Genomic DNA, 14,854 nt, shown 5'->3' with positions numbered 1-14,854 from the left:
CTGCTTTAGCAGGCATGGATTAAGGTAATCCGGCTCCTGCGGCTGGGGCATTCTGATGCCTATGGCGCTGTTTGAGCAGGAATGATTGGGGTAATCTAGATCCTCAAAAATTGGCCGGCTGTGTGGAGAACCCTGTCACCTGGAAGGTGGCATGCCTTGAAAAGTCTCTCTCACATCCCCATTTGAGGCAGTCATCAGCAGATGAGGGGCGGGAAGCATCGGCTTTCGGCCCCACAATTTAAAGGATTGATACCATGGTTGCGGTGCGCGATATTCATTTGAAAGACAATTTCACTCTGGAGGAGTGGGTCGGTTCACTGACTCTGAGTGAGAATGACAAGAATCAACTGCGAACCGCTTACCAGTATTGTCTGACGCTCGGTGACGAGGCGCTCACCAGCCGCCTGCTGGTGCGCGGGGTCGAGATGGTCGGCATCCTGCTGATGCTCAGCATGGATCTTGCCACCCTCAAGGCCGCCATCATCTATCCCTTCGTCGAGGCCGGGCTCCTCAATCAGGAGCGGATGAGCGAGGACTTCGGTCCCAAGATCGCCAAGCTGGTGGAAGGGGTGCTGGAGATGGAGGCCATCCGTTCCCTGCAGACCCTGCACCGCAGCGAAACCTCGCCGGAGCAGGTCGACAATGTGCGGCGCATGCTGCTCGCCATGGTCGAGGATGTGCGCGCCGTGGTGATCAAGCTGGCGGAGCGGATCGCCTGCCTGCGGGAAGCGAAGAAGGCGGATGAAGAGACCCGGGTGCTGATGGCCCAGGAGATCACCAACATCTATGCGCCGCTCGCCAACCGGCTCGGCATAGGTCAGCTCAAATGGGAGCTGGAAGATCTTGCCTTCCGTTACCTGCACCCGGACACCTACAAGCAGATCGCCAAGCAACTCGACGAGAAGCGTCTCGATCGGGAGCGTTACATCCGCGAGTTCGTGCAGTCCCTGCGCGATGCGCTTGCCGAGGCCGGGGTCGAGGCCGAGGTCTACGGCCGCCCCAAACACATCTACAGCATCTGGCGCAAGATGCAGAAGAAGCACCTCGAATTCAACGAGCTGTTCGACGTGCGTGCGGTGCGGGTGGTGACCAAGCGGCTGCAGGATTGCTACGCGGCGCTTGGCATAGTCCACACCCACTTCCACCACATTCCCCGTGAATTCGACGACTATGTCGCCAACCCCAAGCCGAACGGCTATCAATCCATCCACACCGTGGTGGTGGGGGCGGAAGGCAAGACCATCGAGATCCAGATCCGGACCGAGCAGATGCACCAGGATGCCGAACTCGGCGTCGCCGCCCACTGGCGCTACAAGGAAGGGGCCCAGGCCGCTGCCAAGACCAGCACCTTCGAGGACAAGATCGAGTGGCTGCGCAAGCTGCTCGCCTGGCAGGAGGATCTCTCCGAGAGCGGCTCCCTGCTGGACGATCTGCGCAGCCAGGTGTTCGAGGACAGGGTCTATGTGTTCACCCCCAAGGGCGATGTCATCGACCTGCCGGCGGGGGCCACCCCGCTCGATTTCGCCTATCACGTGCACAGCATGATCGGCCACCGCTGCATCGGCACCAAGGTGGATGGCCGCATAGTGCCCTTCACCTATACGCTGCAGACCGGTGATCAGGTGGAGGTGATCACCCAGAAGGAGCCGAACCCGAGCCGCGATTGGATGAACCCGAACGCCGGCTTCCTGCGCTCCAGCCGGGCGCGGGCCAAGGTAGCGACCTGGTTCAGGAAGCTGGATAGGGACAAGAACATCGCCGCCGGCAAGGAGCTGCTGGAGAAGGAGCTGGACAGGCACAACCTGACCCTCTCCAAGGTGGACAAGGTGGTGCTTGAGCGCTTCCATGCCGAGGAGCTCGACGATCTGCTGGCCGGCATCGGCAGCGGTGACATCCGCATCAACCAGCTGCTCAACTACCTGGACACCCGCTACAACAAGCCGACCGCCGAGGAAGAGGATCGCCGCCTGCTGGAGAAGCTGGAGCAGAAGGCCAATCTGCCGTTCCGGCCCAAGCCCAAGGATCACATAGTGGTGGAAGGGGTCGGCAACCTGATGACTCACATCGCCCGCTGCTGCCAGCCGATTCCGGGGGATGGCATCCAGGGCTTCATCACCATGGGGCGCGGCGTCTCCATCCACCGGGAGGACTGCGAGCAGCTCAAGGAGCTGTCTCGCCGCAACCCGGAGCGGCTGATCGAGGCGGTCTGGGGGGAGAACTACTCCGGTGGTTATGGTCTCACCATCCGCATTCTCTCCAACGACAGATCCGGCCTGTTGCGCGACATCACCACTGTGCTCGCCAACGAGAAGATCAACGTGATGGGGGTGCGCTCGCGCTCCAACGTGCGCGAGCAGACCGCGGAGATCGACATGGAGCTGGAGATCTACAACATCAACGCCTTCAACCGGGCCCTCGCCAAGCTCAGCCAGCTCAACGACGTGATCAGCGCCAAGCGCCTCTAATGCCTGATAAAAAGTGACCGGCCCCCGTGGCCGGTTGTTCTTTATGACCCTTCTTGAACGAATCGAAAGTGAAGAGCCCATGTCCCAACGTTACGACCTGCCCCAACTGCTCGAGATCATGGCTCAACTGCGTAATCCGCAAGGGGGTTGCCCCTGGGATCTCAAGCAGGATTTCCAGACCATAGTGCCCCACACCCTGGAGGAGGCCTACGAGGTGGCCGATGCCATCGAAACCCGGGATTGGGAAGGATTGAAGGGCGAACTCGGCGATCTGCTGTTCCAGGTGGTGTTCTACGCCCAGCTGGGCAAGGAGCAGGGGCTGTTCGATTTCGCCGATATCGTCGCTACGGTGAGTGAGAAGCTGATCCGCCGCCATTCCCATGTGTTCTCCGATGCGGAGCTGGGTGACGAGCAGGCGGTCAAGTTGAACTGGGAGGCGGAGAAGGCCAAGGAGCGCGCCGCGCTCGACAAGGAGAGCGTGCTGGACGACATACCGCTCGCGCTGCCGGCCCTGACCCGCGCCGCCAAGATCCAGAAGCGCTGCGCCACCGTCGGTTTCGACTGGAAGACGCTCGGCCCCGTGGTGGACAAGATCCACGAGGAGATCGAGGAGGTGATGGAGGAGGCGCTGATGGTCGACGTTGACGAAGAGAGGGTCAGCGATGAGCTCGGCGATCTGCTGTTTGCCACCGTCAACCTGGTACGCCATCTGGGCAAGGATCCGGAGCAGGTGCTGCGGGCCGCCAACACCAAGTTCGAACGTCGTTTTCGTCAGGTTGAACAGTTTATTGCCGCGGAAGGGCTGAAAATGACCGATTGTTCCCTGGAGAAGCTGGATGCAGCCTGGGACAAGGCCAAGGAAACCGAACAAAGTTGATTTGGCGCAAGACGGGGGAGTGGCGAGCCTGATAGATTTTTGTTCATTGTTTGGGAGAGGGGGTTTTGGTATACTGTTTCCCCGTCCTGCTTCATCCCCGAAGCACCCCTTAAAATTCCCTAAACTTCTTTCAGGTTCAGCATGACGACAAAATATATTTTTGTAACTGGTGGCGTTGTTTCATCCCTCGGCAAAGGCATTGCCGCAGCTTCTCTGGCAGCCATTCTGGAAGCCCGTGGTCTGGATGTGACCATCATGAAACTGGACCCCTATATCAACGTGGATCCGGGCACCATGAGCCCGACCCAGCACGGTGAAGTGTTCGTAACCGAGGACGGGGCCGAGACCGATCTGGATCTGGGCCATTACGAGCGTTTCATCCGCACCAAGATGACCCGTCGCAACAACTTCACCACAGGTCGCATCTACGCCGACGTGCTGCGCAAAGAGCGTCGTGGTGACTATCTGGGCGCCACCATCCAGGTCATCCCGCACATCACCAACGCCATCAAGGAGCGGGTGATTGCCGGTGCCGAAGGCCATCAGGTGGCCATCGTCGAAGTGGGCGGTACAGTGGGCGATATCGAGTCCCTGCCGTTCCTCGAAGCCATTCGTCAGCTGGCCGCCGAAGTGAGCCGCGACAATGCGATGTTCATGCACCTGACCCTGGTTCCCTACCTGGCCGCCGCCGGCGAGGTGAAGACCAAGCCGACCCAGCACTCGGTCAAAGAGCTGCTCTCCATCGGGATCCAGCCGGACGTGCTGATCTGCCGCTCCGATCGCGCCATTCCGGCCAACGAGCGTGCCAAGATTGCCCTGTTCTGCAACGTGCCAGAGCGCGCCGTCATCTCCATGAAAGACGTCGACTCCATCTACAAGATCCCGGCGCTGCTGAAATCCCAGAATCTGGATGACTACTTCATCGCCCGTTTCGGCCTGAAGTGCAACGAAGCCGACTTGTCCGAGTGGGAACAGGTTGTCTACGAAGAGGCCAACCCGACCGCGGAAGTGACCATCGGCATGGTCGGCAAGTATGTTTCCCTGCCGGATGCCTACAAGTCCGTCAACGAGGCGCTCAAGCACGGTGGCCTGAAGACCCGTCTGTCGGTCAACATCAAGTTCATCGATTCCCAGGACATCGAGACCCGTGGCTCCGAGCTGCTGGAAGGTCTGGATGCGATCCTGGTGCCGGGTGGCTTCGGCGAGCGTGGCGTGGAAGGCAAGATCCTGGCCGCCCAGTATGCCCGTGAGAACAAGATCCCCTACCTGGGTATCTGCCTGGGGATGCAGGTTGCCATGATCGAGTTCGCTCGCAACGTGGCCGGCATGACAGGGGCTCACTCCTCCGAATTCAAGAAAGATTGCGCCTACCCGGTCGTTGGCCTCATCACCGAATGGGTGGATGAAGAAGGCAACGTCGAGACCCGTACCGAGAAATCCGATCTGGGTGGCACCATGCGTCTGGGCTCCCAGCTCTGCCACCTGGTAGAAGGCTCCAAGGTGCGCCAGATGTACGGCAGCCCGACCATTTATGAGCGCCACCGTCACCGTTATGAGGTGAACAACAAGCTGCTGCCGCAGATCGAAGCGGCCGGCTTGAAGGTGACCGGTCTCTCCGCCGACAAGAAATTGGTGGAAATTATCGAGATTCCGGATCACCCTTGGTTTGTAGCGGCGCAGTTCCACCCGGAGTTCACCTCGACTCCCCGTGATGGACACGCCCTGTTTGCCGGTTTCGTGAAGGCCGCCGGCGAGTATCAGAAGCGTAATCTGAAGTAATTGAAAATAAATGCGGTTGAGGCTCTGTGCCACAGCCGCTTTTTTTGGCATATTTTTGTTGTTTTTTTACGAAACCTGAGGAAATACACATGTCCAAGATCGTTAAAGTGATCGGTCGTGAAATCATCGACTCCCGTGGTAACCCGACCGTTGAGGCCGAAGTTCATCTGGAAGGTGGTTTTGTTGGTATGGCAGCCGCTCCGTCTGGCGCGTCCACCGGTTCCCGCGAAGCGCTGGAACTGCGTGACGGCGACAAGAGCCGTTTCCTGGGTAAAGGCGTGCTGAAAGCCATCGAAGCCGTTAACGGCCCGATCGCTCAGGCTCTGCTGGGTAAAGATGCCAAGGACCAGGCCGCTATTGACCAGATCATGATCGACCTCGACGGTACCGAGAACAAATCCAAGTTCGGCGCCAACGCCATCCTGGCTGTTTCCCTGGCCAACGCCAAAGCTGCTGCTGCCGCCAAGGGCCTGCCGCTGTACGCTCACATCGCCGAGCTGAACGGTACCCCGGGTGTTTACTCCATGCCGCTGCCGATGATGAACATCATCAACGGTGGTGAGCACGCCGACAACAACGTCGACATCCAGGAGTTCATGATCCAGCCGGTTGGCGCCAAGACCCTGAAAGAAGCCATCCGCATGGGTGCCGAGGTCTTCCACAACCTGGCCAAGGTACTGAAGTCCAAGGGCTACGCCACCGCAGTGGGTGACGAAGGCGGTTTCGCACCTAACCTGAAGTCCAACGCCGAAGCGCTGGAAGTGATCTCCGAAGCCGTTGCTGCTGCCGGTTACAAGCTGGGTACCGATATCACCCTGGCCATGGACTGCGCCGCTTCCGAGTTCTACGACGCCGAGAAGAAAGAGTACAACCTGAAGGGCGAAGGTCGTATCTTCACCTCCAACGAGTTCTCCGACTACCTGGCCGACCTGACCACCAAGTTCCCGATCGTCTCCATCGAAGATGGCCTGGACGAATCCGACTGGGACGGCTTCGCCTACCAGACCAAGGAACTGGGTAGCAAGATCCAGATCGTGGGTGACGACCTGTTCGTAACCAACACCAAGATCCTGAAGCGCGGCATCGACAACGGCATCGCCAACTCCATCCTGATCAAGTTCAACCAGATCGGTTCCCTGACCGAGACTCTGGCTGCCATCAAGATGGCCAAAGACGCTGGCTACACCGCCGTCATCTCCCACCGCTCCGGTGAGACCGAAGACGCGACCATCGCCGACCTGGCCGTGGGTACCGCTGCTGGCCAGATCAAGACCGGTTCCATGAGCCGTTCTGACCGTGTTGCCAAGTACAACCAGCTGATCCGTATCGAAGAAGCCCTGGGTGCCAAGGCTCCGTTCCGCGGTCTGAAAGAAGTGAAAGGCCAGTAATTACTGCCTGCACTTTTTAAGCTGTTGAAAAACCCCGCCACCCTGGCGGGGTTTTTTTATGTCCACAGACTGGTTTGCCCACAGTCCGAGCAGATGTCGGGTGAGATGTTTTCGGTGGTGGCCATGGTCTTTTCGCCTTTTTTGTTCGGCCCTGCCCGTCTGGATCACCGGCTTCCTTTTGTCTTGCCTGCGAATATGGGAAACTAGGCCGCTTGAAGGAGACTCAGTGCATGCGGCTACTCACTCTTATCCTGCTCTTCCTGTTGGGAGGGCTGCAATATGACTTCTGGCTGGGGAAGAATGGCCTCTCCGACTATCGGGAACTCTCCGATGCCATTCACCGGCAGCAGCAGGACAATCTGGTTCTCAAGGACCGCAACAACCTGATTTATCGCGAGATTGACGATCTGACCTCGGGCCTTGAGGCTATCGAGGAGCTGTCGCGCAACGATCTCGGCTACATCAAGCAGGGTGAGACCTTCTACCGGATCATTCCCAAGGATAATGGCCAGGAGACTGAGCCGGACGGTGCGCCCTACGATGACTGATCGCCACACCGGGCTGACCGCTATCGTTCCCGCCGCCGGGATTGGCAGCCGGATGGGGGCCGATTGTCCGAAACAGTATCTGCAACTGGCCGGCCAGACCATTCTGGAGCACAGCCTCGCCCGGCTGCTGTCCCATCCAGCCATCACTCAGGTGATAGTGGCGCTGGCCCCCCATGACGGCTGGTTCGATGCCCTGCCGGTGGCGGCCGATCCGCGTATCCTGCGGGTCGAGGGGGGGAGCGAGCGCGCCTATTCGGTCCTGAATGCCCTGCATGTGGCGAGCGGGGACTGGGTGCTGGTGCACGATGCCGCCCGTCCCTGCCTCTGCCACGGCGATCTCGACAAGCTGATCGCGGCGGCCCTGGTGTGCGATGGCGCCATCCTCGGCAGCCGGGTGCGCGACACCATGAAGCGCACCGATGAACAGGGCAACATAGTGGCAACCGTAGAGCGCGAGCAGCTCTGGCATGCCCTGACCCCGCAGATGTTCCCCACTGCTCCCCTGAGGCGGGCGCTGGAGGAGGGGCTGGCACTGGGCGCCACCATCACCGATGAGGCCTCCGCCATGGAGCGCGCCGGTTATCCGGTGCGCATGGTGGAAGGGCGCGCCGACAATATCAAGGTGACCCGGCCGGAGGATCTCTCCCTGGCGGGGCTCTTTTTAGATCAACAGAATGGGCGCCAGCAGGCGCAACCCGATTCATCGTTCAAGGAGCCATCATGATCCGCATTGGACATGGTTTTGATGTACACCGATTTGGCGGGGTTGGCCCCTGCATGCTGGGCGGGGTGGCGGTGCCGTACGAACAAGGGCTGTTGGCCCACTCCGACGGTGATGTGGTGCTGCACGCGGTGAGTGATGCGCTGCTGGGGGCGATCGGTGCCGGTGATATCGGCCGCCACTTCCCCGATACCGCCGCCGAGTTCAAGGGGATCGACAGCCGCATTCTGCTGCGGGACGTGTTTGCCAGGGTGCAGCAGGCGGGTTATGCCATCGGCAATCTGGACGTGACCATCATCGCCCAGGCCCCCAAGATGGCCCCCCATATCGAGGCCATGTGCGCCGTGCTGGCGGCGGATTTGAAATGTGATTTGAACCGGGTGAATGTCAAGGCGACCACCACAGAGCAGCTTGGATTCACGGGGCGCAAGGAAGGGATCGCCACCGAAGCCGTCGTCTTACTGGTGAAACAATGATGTTGGAACAGCTTAGCTATTTGCATGGGGCACCGACTGCCCGCGGTATCCTCAAGGCCGAGGCCGGCGACTTCGTGGTCAATGAGGATCTCGGTTTCGAGCCCTGCGGCGAGGGGGAACATATCTTCGTGCGGGTGCGCAAGACCGGCGAGAACACCGCCTGGGTGGCGGGCCTGCTGGCCGATGCGGCCGGGGTCAATCGCAACGCGGTGACCTGGGCCGGCCTCAAGGATCGCCACGCGGTGACCGAACAGTGGTTCGGCATTCACCTGCCGGGCAAGGCAGAGCCGGATCTGTCGGTCATCCAGAGCGACAGCATCCAGATCCTGCAGGCCAAGCGTCACAACCGCAAGCTGCGGGTCGGCTACCTCAAGGGCAACCACTTCCGCCTGCGCCTGACCGGGCTGGAGCAGAGCGAGGGGTTGGAGCCCCGTCTGCAGGCCATCGCCAGCCAGGGGGTGCCGAACTACTACGGCGAGCAGCGCTTCGGCCGTGGCGGCAACAACCTGGAGGCGGCCAAGGCGATGTTCGCCGGCAAGCGGATCAACGATCGCAACAAGCGCTCCCTCTATCTCTCCGCCGCCCGCAGCATGCTGTTCAACGCCATCGTCAGTGCCCGCATCGAGCAGGGGCTGGCCCATCAGTTGCTGGCCGGCGACTGCGTGATGCTCAAGGGCAGTCACTCCATCTTCAGTGAAGAGACGCTGACCCCCGAGCTGGAGGCGCGGTTGGCCTCCGGCGATGTGCAGCTGACCGCCCCCCAGTGGGGTCGTGGCCGGCTGGCCAGTCAGGGTGCCGCCGCCGAGTTCGAACAAGGGGTGCTGGCGGCTTATGGCGACTGGTGTGCCGGGTTGGAGAAGGCCGGGCTGGATCAGGATAGACGTCCGCTGCTGCTGCTGCCGGAGGGGATGAGCTGGACGCTGGACGCCGAGGCCTTGACCCTGTCGTTCTTCCTGCCGGCCGGGGCCTTTGCCACCAGCGTGGTGCGCGAGTTAATGCAGGCCGAAGAGGCCGATCACGGTTTCAGGAACCCAACCGATGCGAATTCTGGTCAGTAATGACGATGGCGTACATGCCGAGGGCATTCGTGCCCTCAGCACTGCGCTGACTGCCTGTGGCGAGGTCATAGTGGTGGCGCCGGATCGCAACCGCAGCGGCGCGAGTCACTCCCTGACGCTGGAGGTGCCGCTGCGGGTCACCCGCCTCAGCGAATCCGGCTTTAATGGGATCGAGAGCTATGCGGTCAAGGGCACGCCGACGGATTGCGTGCACCTGGCGGTCAACGAGCTGGTGCGGCCCGAGCCGGACATGGTGGTGGCCGGCATCAATCACGGCGCCAACCTGGGGGATGATGTCATCTACTCCGGCACAGTTGCGGCGGCGACCGAGGGACGCCACCTCGGTTTTCCCTCCCTGGCCATTTCGCTGGTGGGCAGGACCCACTTCGCCACGGCGGCCCACTATGCCGCCCTGCTGGTGCGGGGCCTGATGCTGCACTCGCTGCCCGCCGATCAGATCCTCAACGTGAATGTGCCGGATCTGCCGCTCAGTCAGATCAAGGGGATCAAGGTGACGCGCCTTGGCAACCGCCATCGCGCCGAGTCAGTGATCCGCACCGAGGATCCTCGTGGTCAACCCATCTACTGGATCGGCCCCCCGGGCAGTCAGCAGGATGCGGGGGAGGGCACGGATTTCGCGGCCATCGAGCAGGGTTACGTCTCCATCACCCCATTGACCATCGACATGACTGCCTACAACAGTCTGGCGGGTCTGGGAGCCTGGCTAGATCTGCAGGGATGAAGGTGTGATCGTACAACGCCTTTTGAATCAGCTGATTGCCCAGGATATTCGCGATTTCCGCGTGCTCGCGGCGATTGCGAAAGTGCCACGCCAGCTGTTCGTGGACGAGGCCATGGCGCACAAGGCCTGGGACAATACGGCCCTGCCCATCGGCCACGGCCAGACCATCTCGCAACCCTACATGGTGGCGCGGATGACCGAGCTGCTGATCCAGAACAATCCGGCCCATGTGCTGGAGATCGGCACTGGCTCCGGTTATCAGACCGCGGTGCTGGCTCATCTGGTGGAACATGTCTACACGGTGGAGCGGATCAAGTCGCTGCAGTTCCTGGCCCGGCGCCGGTTGCGTCAGCTCGATCTGCACAATGTCTCGGCCAAGCACGGCAACGGCTGGTTGGGATGGCCCAACAAGGGGCCGTTCGATGCCATTCTGGTGACGGCGGCGGCCAGCGAGGTGCCCAAGGCCCTGACCGATCAGCTGGCCGAGGGTGGCCGGCTGGTGCTGCCGGTGGGCGACAGCCAACAGACGCTGCAGCTTATCGAACGCTCTGGCTCCCAGCTGACCAGCCGGATCCTGGAGCCGGTGCGTTTTGTTCCCCTCATTGACGGAGATGTTGAGTGAAGTTGTTTTCCCGCCTCTATGTGCTGGTGATGCAGTGGGCGCGCCACAAGTACGCGCCTTATTATCTGGCGATCACCGCCTTTATCGAATCCGTATTCTGGCCCATCCCGGTGGATGTGATGCTGGCGCCCATGGCGCTGGCCAAGCCCCACCGGGCATGGCACTACGCCGGCCTGGCCACCCTGTTCTCGGTGCTGGGGGCGGTGTTTGGCTACCTGCTGGGCTACGCCCTGTGGGAGCCGGTGGTGCAGCCGCTGGTGGTCTCTGTCGGCTATGAGGACAAGATCGCCCTGGCCGAGCAGTGGTTCGAACAATGGGGCATCTGGGTGATTTTCATTGCCAGTTTCACGCCGATCCCCTACAAGGTGTTTACCGTCACGGCGGGCTTGCTCCATATGGCGCTACTGCCTTTTATCGTGACCTCCATCATTGGTCGTGGCATGCGCTTCTTCCTGGTGGCGGGCCTGATGCGCTGGGGCGGTGAGAAGATGGAGCGCAAGCTGATGCACTATGTGGATGTGCTTGGCTGGCTCTGTATTGGTTTGGCCATTGCGGCCTATTTCTGGTTTAGTCGTTAAGGATCCACTATGCGTTCGCGTGTTTGGCAAGGAAGTAGTGTCGTCGTGTTGTCATGGCTACTGCTTGCCTGCTCTTCCAGCAAGACTGCTGCCCCGGTACAGAGTCTCGGCAATGACCCCATTGCCTCGACCATCCCGACTCGTCAAAACATGGCCAATCCGGGCATGCAGGGCGGCGGTTACACAGTGGTCAAGGGGGATACCCTCTATTCCATCGCCTTCCGTTCGGGCATGGATGTCGCGTCCTTGGTCAGCCTCAACGGGATCAGCCCCCCCTACAACATCTACCCGGGCCAGCAGCTCAGGCTGGATGGCTCCTCTGCCGCGGTGGCCAGCACCGGCAGTACCAGCAGTGCCGTCAGTGGCGCCGGTACCTATGAGGTGCGCCGCGGCGACACCCTGAGCAGCATTGGGCGTCAGTTCAACGTGTCGAACCAGACCCTGGCGCAGCGCAACAACCTGCAGGCGCCCTATGCCCTGAATGTGGGGCAGGTGCTCAAGGTCGGGTCGAGTGCGACCGGAGGCAGCCAGATGGTGGCGGCGACGGCGGTAGTGGCCAGTTCGGGTCCCAAGCCTATGGCGACCGCCCCGGCAGGTACGACCACTCCGTTCATCGCACAGAAAACGATTGCTCCATCATCTTCAACAGCATACGCTCAGGTCAAAGAACAAAAAACAAGCAGCTCCCAGTCGAAGCTCTCATGGCACTGGCCGACTCAAGGCCGGGTCGTCGAAGGTTTCTCTGTCGCGGAGCAGGGCAACAAGGGCATCGATATCTCGGGTCAGAAGGGGCAACCCATCTACGCCGCGAGTGGTGGCAAGGTTGTCTATGCGGGCAGCGCGCTGCGGGGCTATGGCAAGCTGATTATTCTCAAGCACGATGATGACTACCTCTCCGCTTATGCCCACAACGATGAGTTGCGGGTGAAGGAGGGTGACTCCGTCAAAGGGGGCACTGTCATCGCCAATATGGGTAGCACGGACGCACCGGATGTGCGCTTGCACTTCGAGATCCGGTACAGAGGCAAGTCGATTAACCCGATGAGCTATTTGCCAAAGCGTTAACCCAGAGAGCTAGGTCTTACTCTGGTTCAGGTCAGGGAGACATATCATGAGCCAAGAACAACTGGTAATGCAGGATGCAGAATTAGAGTTCGACGAAGAGCTGGAAACCCATGAGGAAGAAGAGGTTCAGGAAGTTGCCGCCGAGGTTGAGGAGACTATCTCCGACGAATTGATGGTGCCGGAACTGAACAAGGTCATGGATGCCACCCAGCTCTACCTGGGGGAGATTGGCTTCTCCCCCTTGCTCACGGCTGAAGAGGAAGTTTATTACGCCCGTCGTGCCTTGCGCGGTGACAAAGCCGCCCGCAAGCGCATGATCGAGTCCAACTTGCGGCTGGTGGTCAAGATCGCCCGACGCTACAACAACCGCGGCCTGGTGCTGCTGGATCTCATCGAAGAGGGCAACCTCGGTCTTATCCGTGCGGTCGAAAAGTTCGACCCCGAGCGCGGCTTCCGTTTTTCCACCTATGCCACCTGGTGGATCCGCCAGACCATAGAGCGGGCCATCATGAACCAGACCCGCACCATCCGGCTGCCGATCCACGTGGTCAAGGAGCTGAACGTCTACCTGCGTACCGCCCGCGAGCTCTCGCACCGTCTCGATCATGAACCCACCGCCGAGGACATTGCCCATGCGCTGGATCGTTCGGTCGATGACGTGAACCGCATGCTCAAGCTCAACGAGAAGATCACCTCGGTGGATACCCCCATCGGCGGCGATCGCGACAAGGCGCTGCTCGATGTCCTGTCCGATGAGCGCGGTATGGGGCCCGAGCTGGAATCCCAGGAGGACGATATGCGCAGCAGCATAGTCCACTGGCTGGAGGAGCTGAATCCCAAGCAGCGGGAGGTGCTGGCCCGGCGTTTCGGCCTGCTCGGCTATGAGCCGGCCACTCTGGAAGACGTGGGCGCCGAGATCGGACTGACCCGGGAGCGGGTACGCCAGATCCAGGTGGAAGGCTTGCGTCGCCTGCGGGAGATCCTGCTGGGGCAGGGGCTTTCCATCGAGGCCCTGTTTAGAACCAATTAGTCCGTACCAACTGATGGCCGCGGAGCAGCCGACAGAGACAACAAAGGGGCCATTGGCCCCTTTTCATTGCGACAGGATCCTCAGGATCAGACCGGATCCAGGGTATCCAGCGGCCAGCGAGGCACCGCCTTGATTGCCAGCGGTTCAAACACCCCGGCCTTGAGGCGCTGCATGCCAGCGTAGGCGATCATGGCGCCATTGTCGGTGCAATATTCGGTACGCGGGTAGAACACCTCGCCCTTGAGGCCCTCCATCAGCTCGGCCAGCTGGGCACGTAGGTGACGGTTGGCGCTGACGCCACCGGCCACCACTAGGCGCTTGAGCCCTGTCTCCTTCAAGGCGCGACGACACTTGATGGCAAGGGTATCGACTACCGCATCTTCAAAGGCGCGGGCGATGTCGGCACGGGTCTGCTCATCGTCGGCATTGGCGGCGATGGTGTTGGCGGCAAAGGTCTTGAGACCGGAGAAGCTCATGTCGAGGCCGGGCCGATCGGTCATGGGACGCGGGAAGATGAAGCGTCCCGTGGTGCCCTTCTCGGCCAGTCTGGAGAGCAGGGGGCCGCCTGGATAATCCAGCCCCATCAGCTTGGCGGTCTTGTCGAACGCCTCACCGGCGGCATCATCAATGGATTCGCCCAGCAGCTGATAGCGGCCTATGCCATCGACTCGTACCAGCATGGAGTGACCGCCGGAGACCAGCAGTGCCACGAAGGGGAAGTCGGGGGCCCGCTCCTCCAGCATGGGCGCCAGCAGGTGGCCCTCCATATGGTGCACGGCGATGGCGGGTTTACCCCAGGCCATCGCCAGCGAGCGGCCTATGGTGGCGCCGACCAGGATGGCGCCAACCAGACCTGGACCCGCGGTGTAGGCGATGCCATCGATGTCGTCTTTACCCAGTCCCGCCTCTTGCAATGCGGCCTGGATCAAGGGGATCGTCTTGCGGACATGATCCCGGCTGGCGAGCTCGGGGACGACGCCACCGTAGTCCGCATGCAGCTTGACCTGACTGTATAATTGATGGGAAAGGATCCCTTTTTGATCGTCGAAGATCGCGATCCCGGTTTCGTCACAGGATGTCTCTATGCCCAATACACGCATTGCTAAAAAATTTCACTGCTAAAATGAGACGGCTATGGTAACCTTCGCGGGTTTTTTAAACCAGAGCGATCTCTGCGGGTTTACTTTCATTCCCTGTCCAGAGTATAATTTCGCACCATTTTAAGACATGCTGATCGACTGATGGTCAGCTAACAATATATCACTGAGGTGAAAGGCACATGCCAGTAATCAAAGTCCGTGAAAATGAGCCGTTTGACGTTGCTCTGCGTCGCTTCAAGCGTTCTTGCGAAAAGGCCGGTATCCTGTCTGAAGTTCGTAGCCGTGAGTTCTACGAGAAGCCGACTACCATCCGTAAGCGCGCCAAAGCGTCTGCCGTTAAGCGTCACGCCAAGAAGCTGTCCCGCGAAAACGCACGTCGTATCCGCCTGTACTAATCGGGAGATC

At 60.5% G+C, this 14,854-nt stretch carries 15 protein-coding genes; 14 read left to right on the top strand and 1 reads right to left on the bottom strand.

Going from position 1 to position 14,854, the window contains the following annotated elements; genetic code table 11:
- Nucleotides 1-254: 254 nt before the first annotated feature.
- From relA to rpoS, 13 genes are all read left to right on the top strand, one after another.
- Nucleotides 255-2,465 carry a GTP diphosphokinase gene (relA, locus tag AACW18_RS14360; protein WP_218291638.1) on the top strand — a complete coding sequence of 737 codons (2,211 nt, stop codon included), beginning with the start codon at nucleotides 255-257 and terminating at the stop codon, nucleotides 2,463-2,465.
- A 79-nt stretch (nucleotides 2,466-2,544) separates the two neighbouring features.
- On the top strand, nucleotides 2,545-3,342 hold the full coding sequence (gene mazG, locus AACW18_RS14355) for a nucleoside triphosphate pyrophosphohydrolase (protein ID WP_218389047.1): 798 nt from the start codon (nucleotides 2,545-2,547) through the stop codon (nucleotides 3,340-3,342).
- 141 nt (nucleotides 3,343-3,483) lie between these two features.
- On the top strand, nucleotides 3,484-5,121 hold the full coding sequence (gene pyrG, locus AACW18_RS14350; protein WP_042653042.1) for a glutamine hydrolyzing CTP synthase: 1,638 nt from the start codon (nucleotides 3,484-3,486) through the stop codon (nucleotides 5,119-5,121).
- Nucleotides 5,122-5,210: 89 nt separating this feature from the next.
- Nucleotides 5,211-6,509, top strand: coding sequence for a phosphopyruvate hydratase (gene eno, locus AACW18_RS14345; RefSeq protein ID WP_042653041.1), 1,299 nt, complete (start codon nucleotides 5,211-5,213; stop codon nucleotides 6,507-6,509).
- Nucleotides 6,510-6,739: 230 nt separating this feature from the next.
- On the top strand, nucleotides 6,740-7,057 hold the full coding sequence (ftsB, locus tag AACW18_RS14340) for a cell division protein FtsB (protein WP_042653040.1): 318 nt from the start codon (nucleotides 6,740-6,742) through the stop codon (nucleotides 7,055-7,057).
- Nucleotides 7,050-7,781 carry a 2-C-methyl-D-erythritol 4-phosphate cytidylyltransferase gene (ispD, locus tag AACW18_RS14335; protein WP_218389046.1) on the top strand — a complete coding sequence of 244 codons (732 nt, stop codon included), beginning with the start codon at nucleotides 7,050-7,052 and terminating at the stop codon, nucleotides 7,779-7,781. The genes ftsB and ispD overlap by 8 nt, the downstream gene beginning before the upstream one ends.
- On the top strand, nucleotides 7,778-8,254 hold the full coding sequence (gene ispF, locus AACW18_RS14330) for a 2-C-methyl-D-erythritol 2,4-cyclodiphosphate synthase (protein ID WP_042653038.1): 477 nt from the start codon (nucleotides 7,778-7,780) through the stop codon (nucleotides 8,252-8,254). Before ispD ends, ispF begins: the two co-directional genes overlap by 4 nt.
- On the top strand, nucleotides 8,254-9,312 hold the full coding sequence (gene truD, locus AACW18_RS14325) for a tRNA pseudouridine(13) synthase TruD (protein WP_218329344.1): 1,059 nt from the start codon (nucleotides 8,254-8,256) through the stop codon (nucleotides 9,310-9,312). The genes ispF and truD overlap by 1 nt, the downstream gene beginning before the upstream one ends.
- On the top strand, nucleotides 9,293-10,054 hold the full coding sequence (gene surE, locus AACW18_RS14320; protein ID WP_218389045.1) for a 5'/3'-nucleotidase SurE: 762 nt from the start codon (nucleotides 9,293-9,295) through the stop codon (nucleotides 10,052-10,054). Before truD ends, surE begins: the two co-directional genes overlap by 20 nt.
- A gap of 4 nt (nucleotides 10,055-10,058) precedes the next feature.
- Nucleotides 10,059-10,676 (top strand): protein-L-isoaspartate(D-aspartate) O-methyltransferase, encoded by a 618-nt coding sequence (locus AACW18_RS14315; RefSeq protein ID WP_042653036.1) that lies wholly within the window; start codon nucleotides 10,059-10,061, stop codon nucleotides 10,674-10,676.
- Nucleotides 10,673-11,254: a YqaA family protein gene (locus AACW18_RS14310; protein ID WP_218329342.1), complete on the top strand. Its 582-nt coding sequence runs from the start codon at nucleotides 10,673-10,675 to the stop codon at nucleotides 11,252-11,254. Before AACW18_RS14315 ends, AACW18_RS14310 begins: the two co-directional genes overlap by 4 nt.
- A 9-nt stretch (nucleotides 11,255-11,263) precedes the next feature.
- Nucleotides 11,264-12,319: a LysM peptidoglycan-binding domain-containing protein gene (locus AACW18_RS14305; RefSeq protein WP_218389044.1), complete on the top strand. Its 1,056-nt coding sequence runs from the start codon at nucleotides 11,264-11,266 to the stop codon at nucleotides 12,317-12,319.
- Nucleotides 12,320-12,365: 46 nt separating this feature from the next.
- Nucleotides 12,366-13,349: an RNA polymerase sigma factor RpoS gene (rpoS, locus tag AACW18_RS14300; RefSeq protein WP_218291645.1), complete on the top strand. Its 984-nt coding sequence runs from the start codon at nucleotides 12,366-12,368 to the stop codon at nucleotides 13,347-13,349.
- 86 nt (nucleotides 13,350-13,435) lie between these two features.
- Here rpoS and tsaD read toward each other — a convergent pair whose 3' ends face one another.
- A complete protein-coding gene (gene tsaD, locus AACW18_RS14295; RefSeq protein WP_218389043.1) occupies nucleotides 13,436-14,449 on the bottom strand; it encodes a tRNA (adenosine(37)-N6)-threonylcarbamoyltransferase complex transferase subunit TsaD in 1,014 nt (337 codons plus the stop codon).
- 179 nt (nucleotides 14,450-14,628) lie between these two features.
- On the opposite strand from tsaD, the gene rpsU reads away from it, so the two are divergent.
- Nucleotides 14,629-14,844: a 30S ribosomal protein S21 gene (gene rpsU / locus AACW18_RS14290; protein WP_005309452.1), complete on the top strand. Its 216-nt coding sequence runs from the start codon at nucleotides 14,629-14,631 to the stop codon at nucleotides 14,842-14,844.
- The last annotated feature ends 10 nt before the right edge of the window (nucleotides 14,845-14,854 follow it).

This window comes from Aeromonas sp. sia0103, assembly GCF_963895295.1.
Classification (GTDB): domain Bacteria; phylum Pseudomonadota; class Gammaproteobacteria; order Enterobacterales; family Aeromonadaceae; genus Aeromonas; species Aeromonas encheleia.
Note: the sequence above shows the minus strand (reverse complement) of the source record. Positions and strands in the feature narration are given on the sequence as shown.

Excerpts from the sequence above, each read along its gene's own strand:
- mazG (WP_218389047.1), top strand. The coding sequence starts at position 2,545 with ATGTCCCAACGTTACGACCTGCCCCAACTGCTCGAGATCATGGCTCAA.
- AACW18_RS14305 (WP_218389044.1), top strand. The coding sequence starts at position 11,264 with ATGCGTTCGCGTGTTTGGCAAGGAAGTAGTGTCGTCGTGTTGTCATGG.
- truD (WP_218329344.1), top strand. The coding sequence starts at position 8,254 with ATGTTGGAACAGCTTAGCTATTTGCATGGGGCACCGACTGCCCGCGGT.
- relA (WP_218291638.1), top strand. The coding sequence starts at position 255 with ATGGTTGCGGTGCGCGATATTCATTTGAAAGACAATTTCACTCTGGAG.
- surE (WP_218389045.1), top strand. The coding sequence starts at position 9,293 with ATGCGAATTCTGGTCAGTAATGACGATGGCGTACATGCCGAGGGCATT.
- ispD (WP_218389046.1), top strand. The coding sequence starts at position 7,050 with ATGACTGATCGCCACACCGGGCTGACCGCTATCGTTCCCGCCGCCGGG.
- pyrG (WP_042653042.1), top strand. The coding sequence starts at position 3,484 with ATGACGACAAAATATATTTTTGTAACTGGTGGCGTTGTTTCATCCCTC.
- rpsU (WP_005309452.1), top strand. The coding sequence starts at position 14,629 with ATGCCAGTAATCAAAGTCCGTGAAAATGAGCCGTTTGACGTTGCTCTG.
- eno (WP_042653041.1), top strand. The coding sequence starts at position 5,211 with ATGTCCAAGATCGTTAAAGTGATCGGTCGTGAAATCATCGACTCCCGT.
- ispF (WP_042653038.1), top strand. The coding sequence starts at position 7,778 with ATGATCCGCATTGGACATGGTTTTGATGTACACCGATTTGGCGGGGTT.
- tsaD (WP_218389043.1), bottom strand. The coding sequence starts at position 14,449 with ATGCGTGTATTGGGCATAGAGACATCCTGTGACGAAACCGGGATCGCG.
- rpoS (WP_218291645.1), top strand. The coding sequence starts at position 12,366 with ATGAGCCAAGAACAACTGGTAATGCAGGATGCAGAATTAGAGTTCGAC.
- ftsB (WP_042653040.1), top strand. The coding sequence starts at position 6,740 with ATGCGGCTACTCACTCTTATCCTGCTCTTCCTGTTGGGAGGGCTGCAA.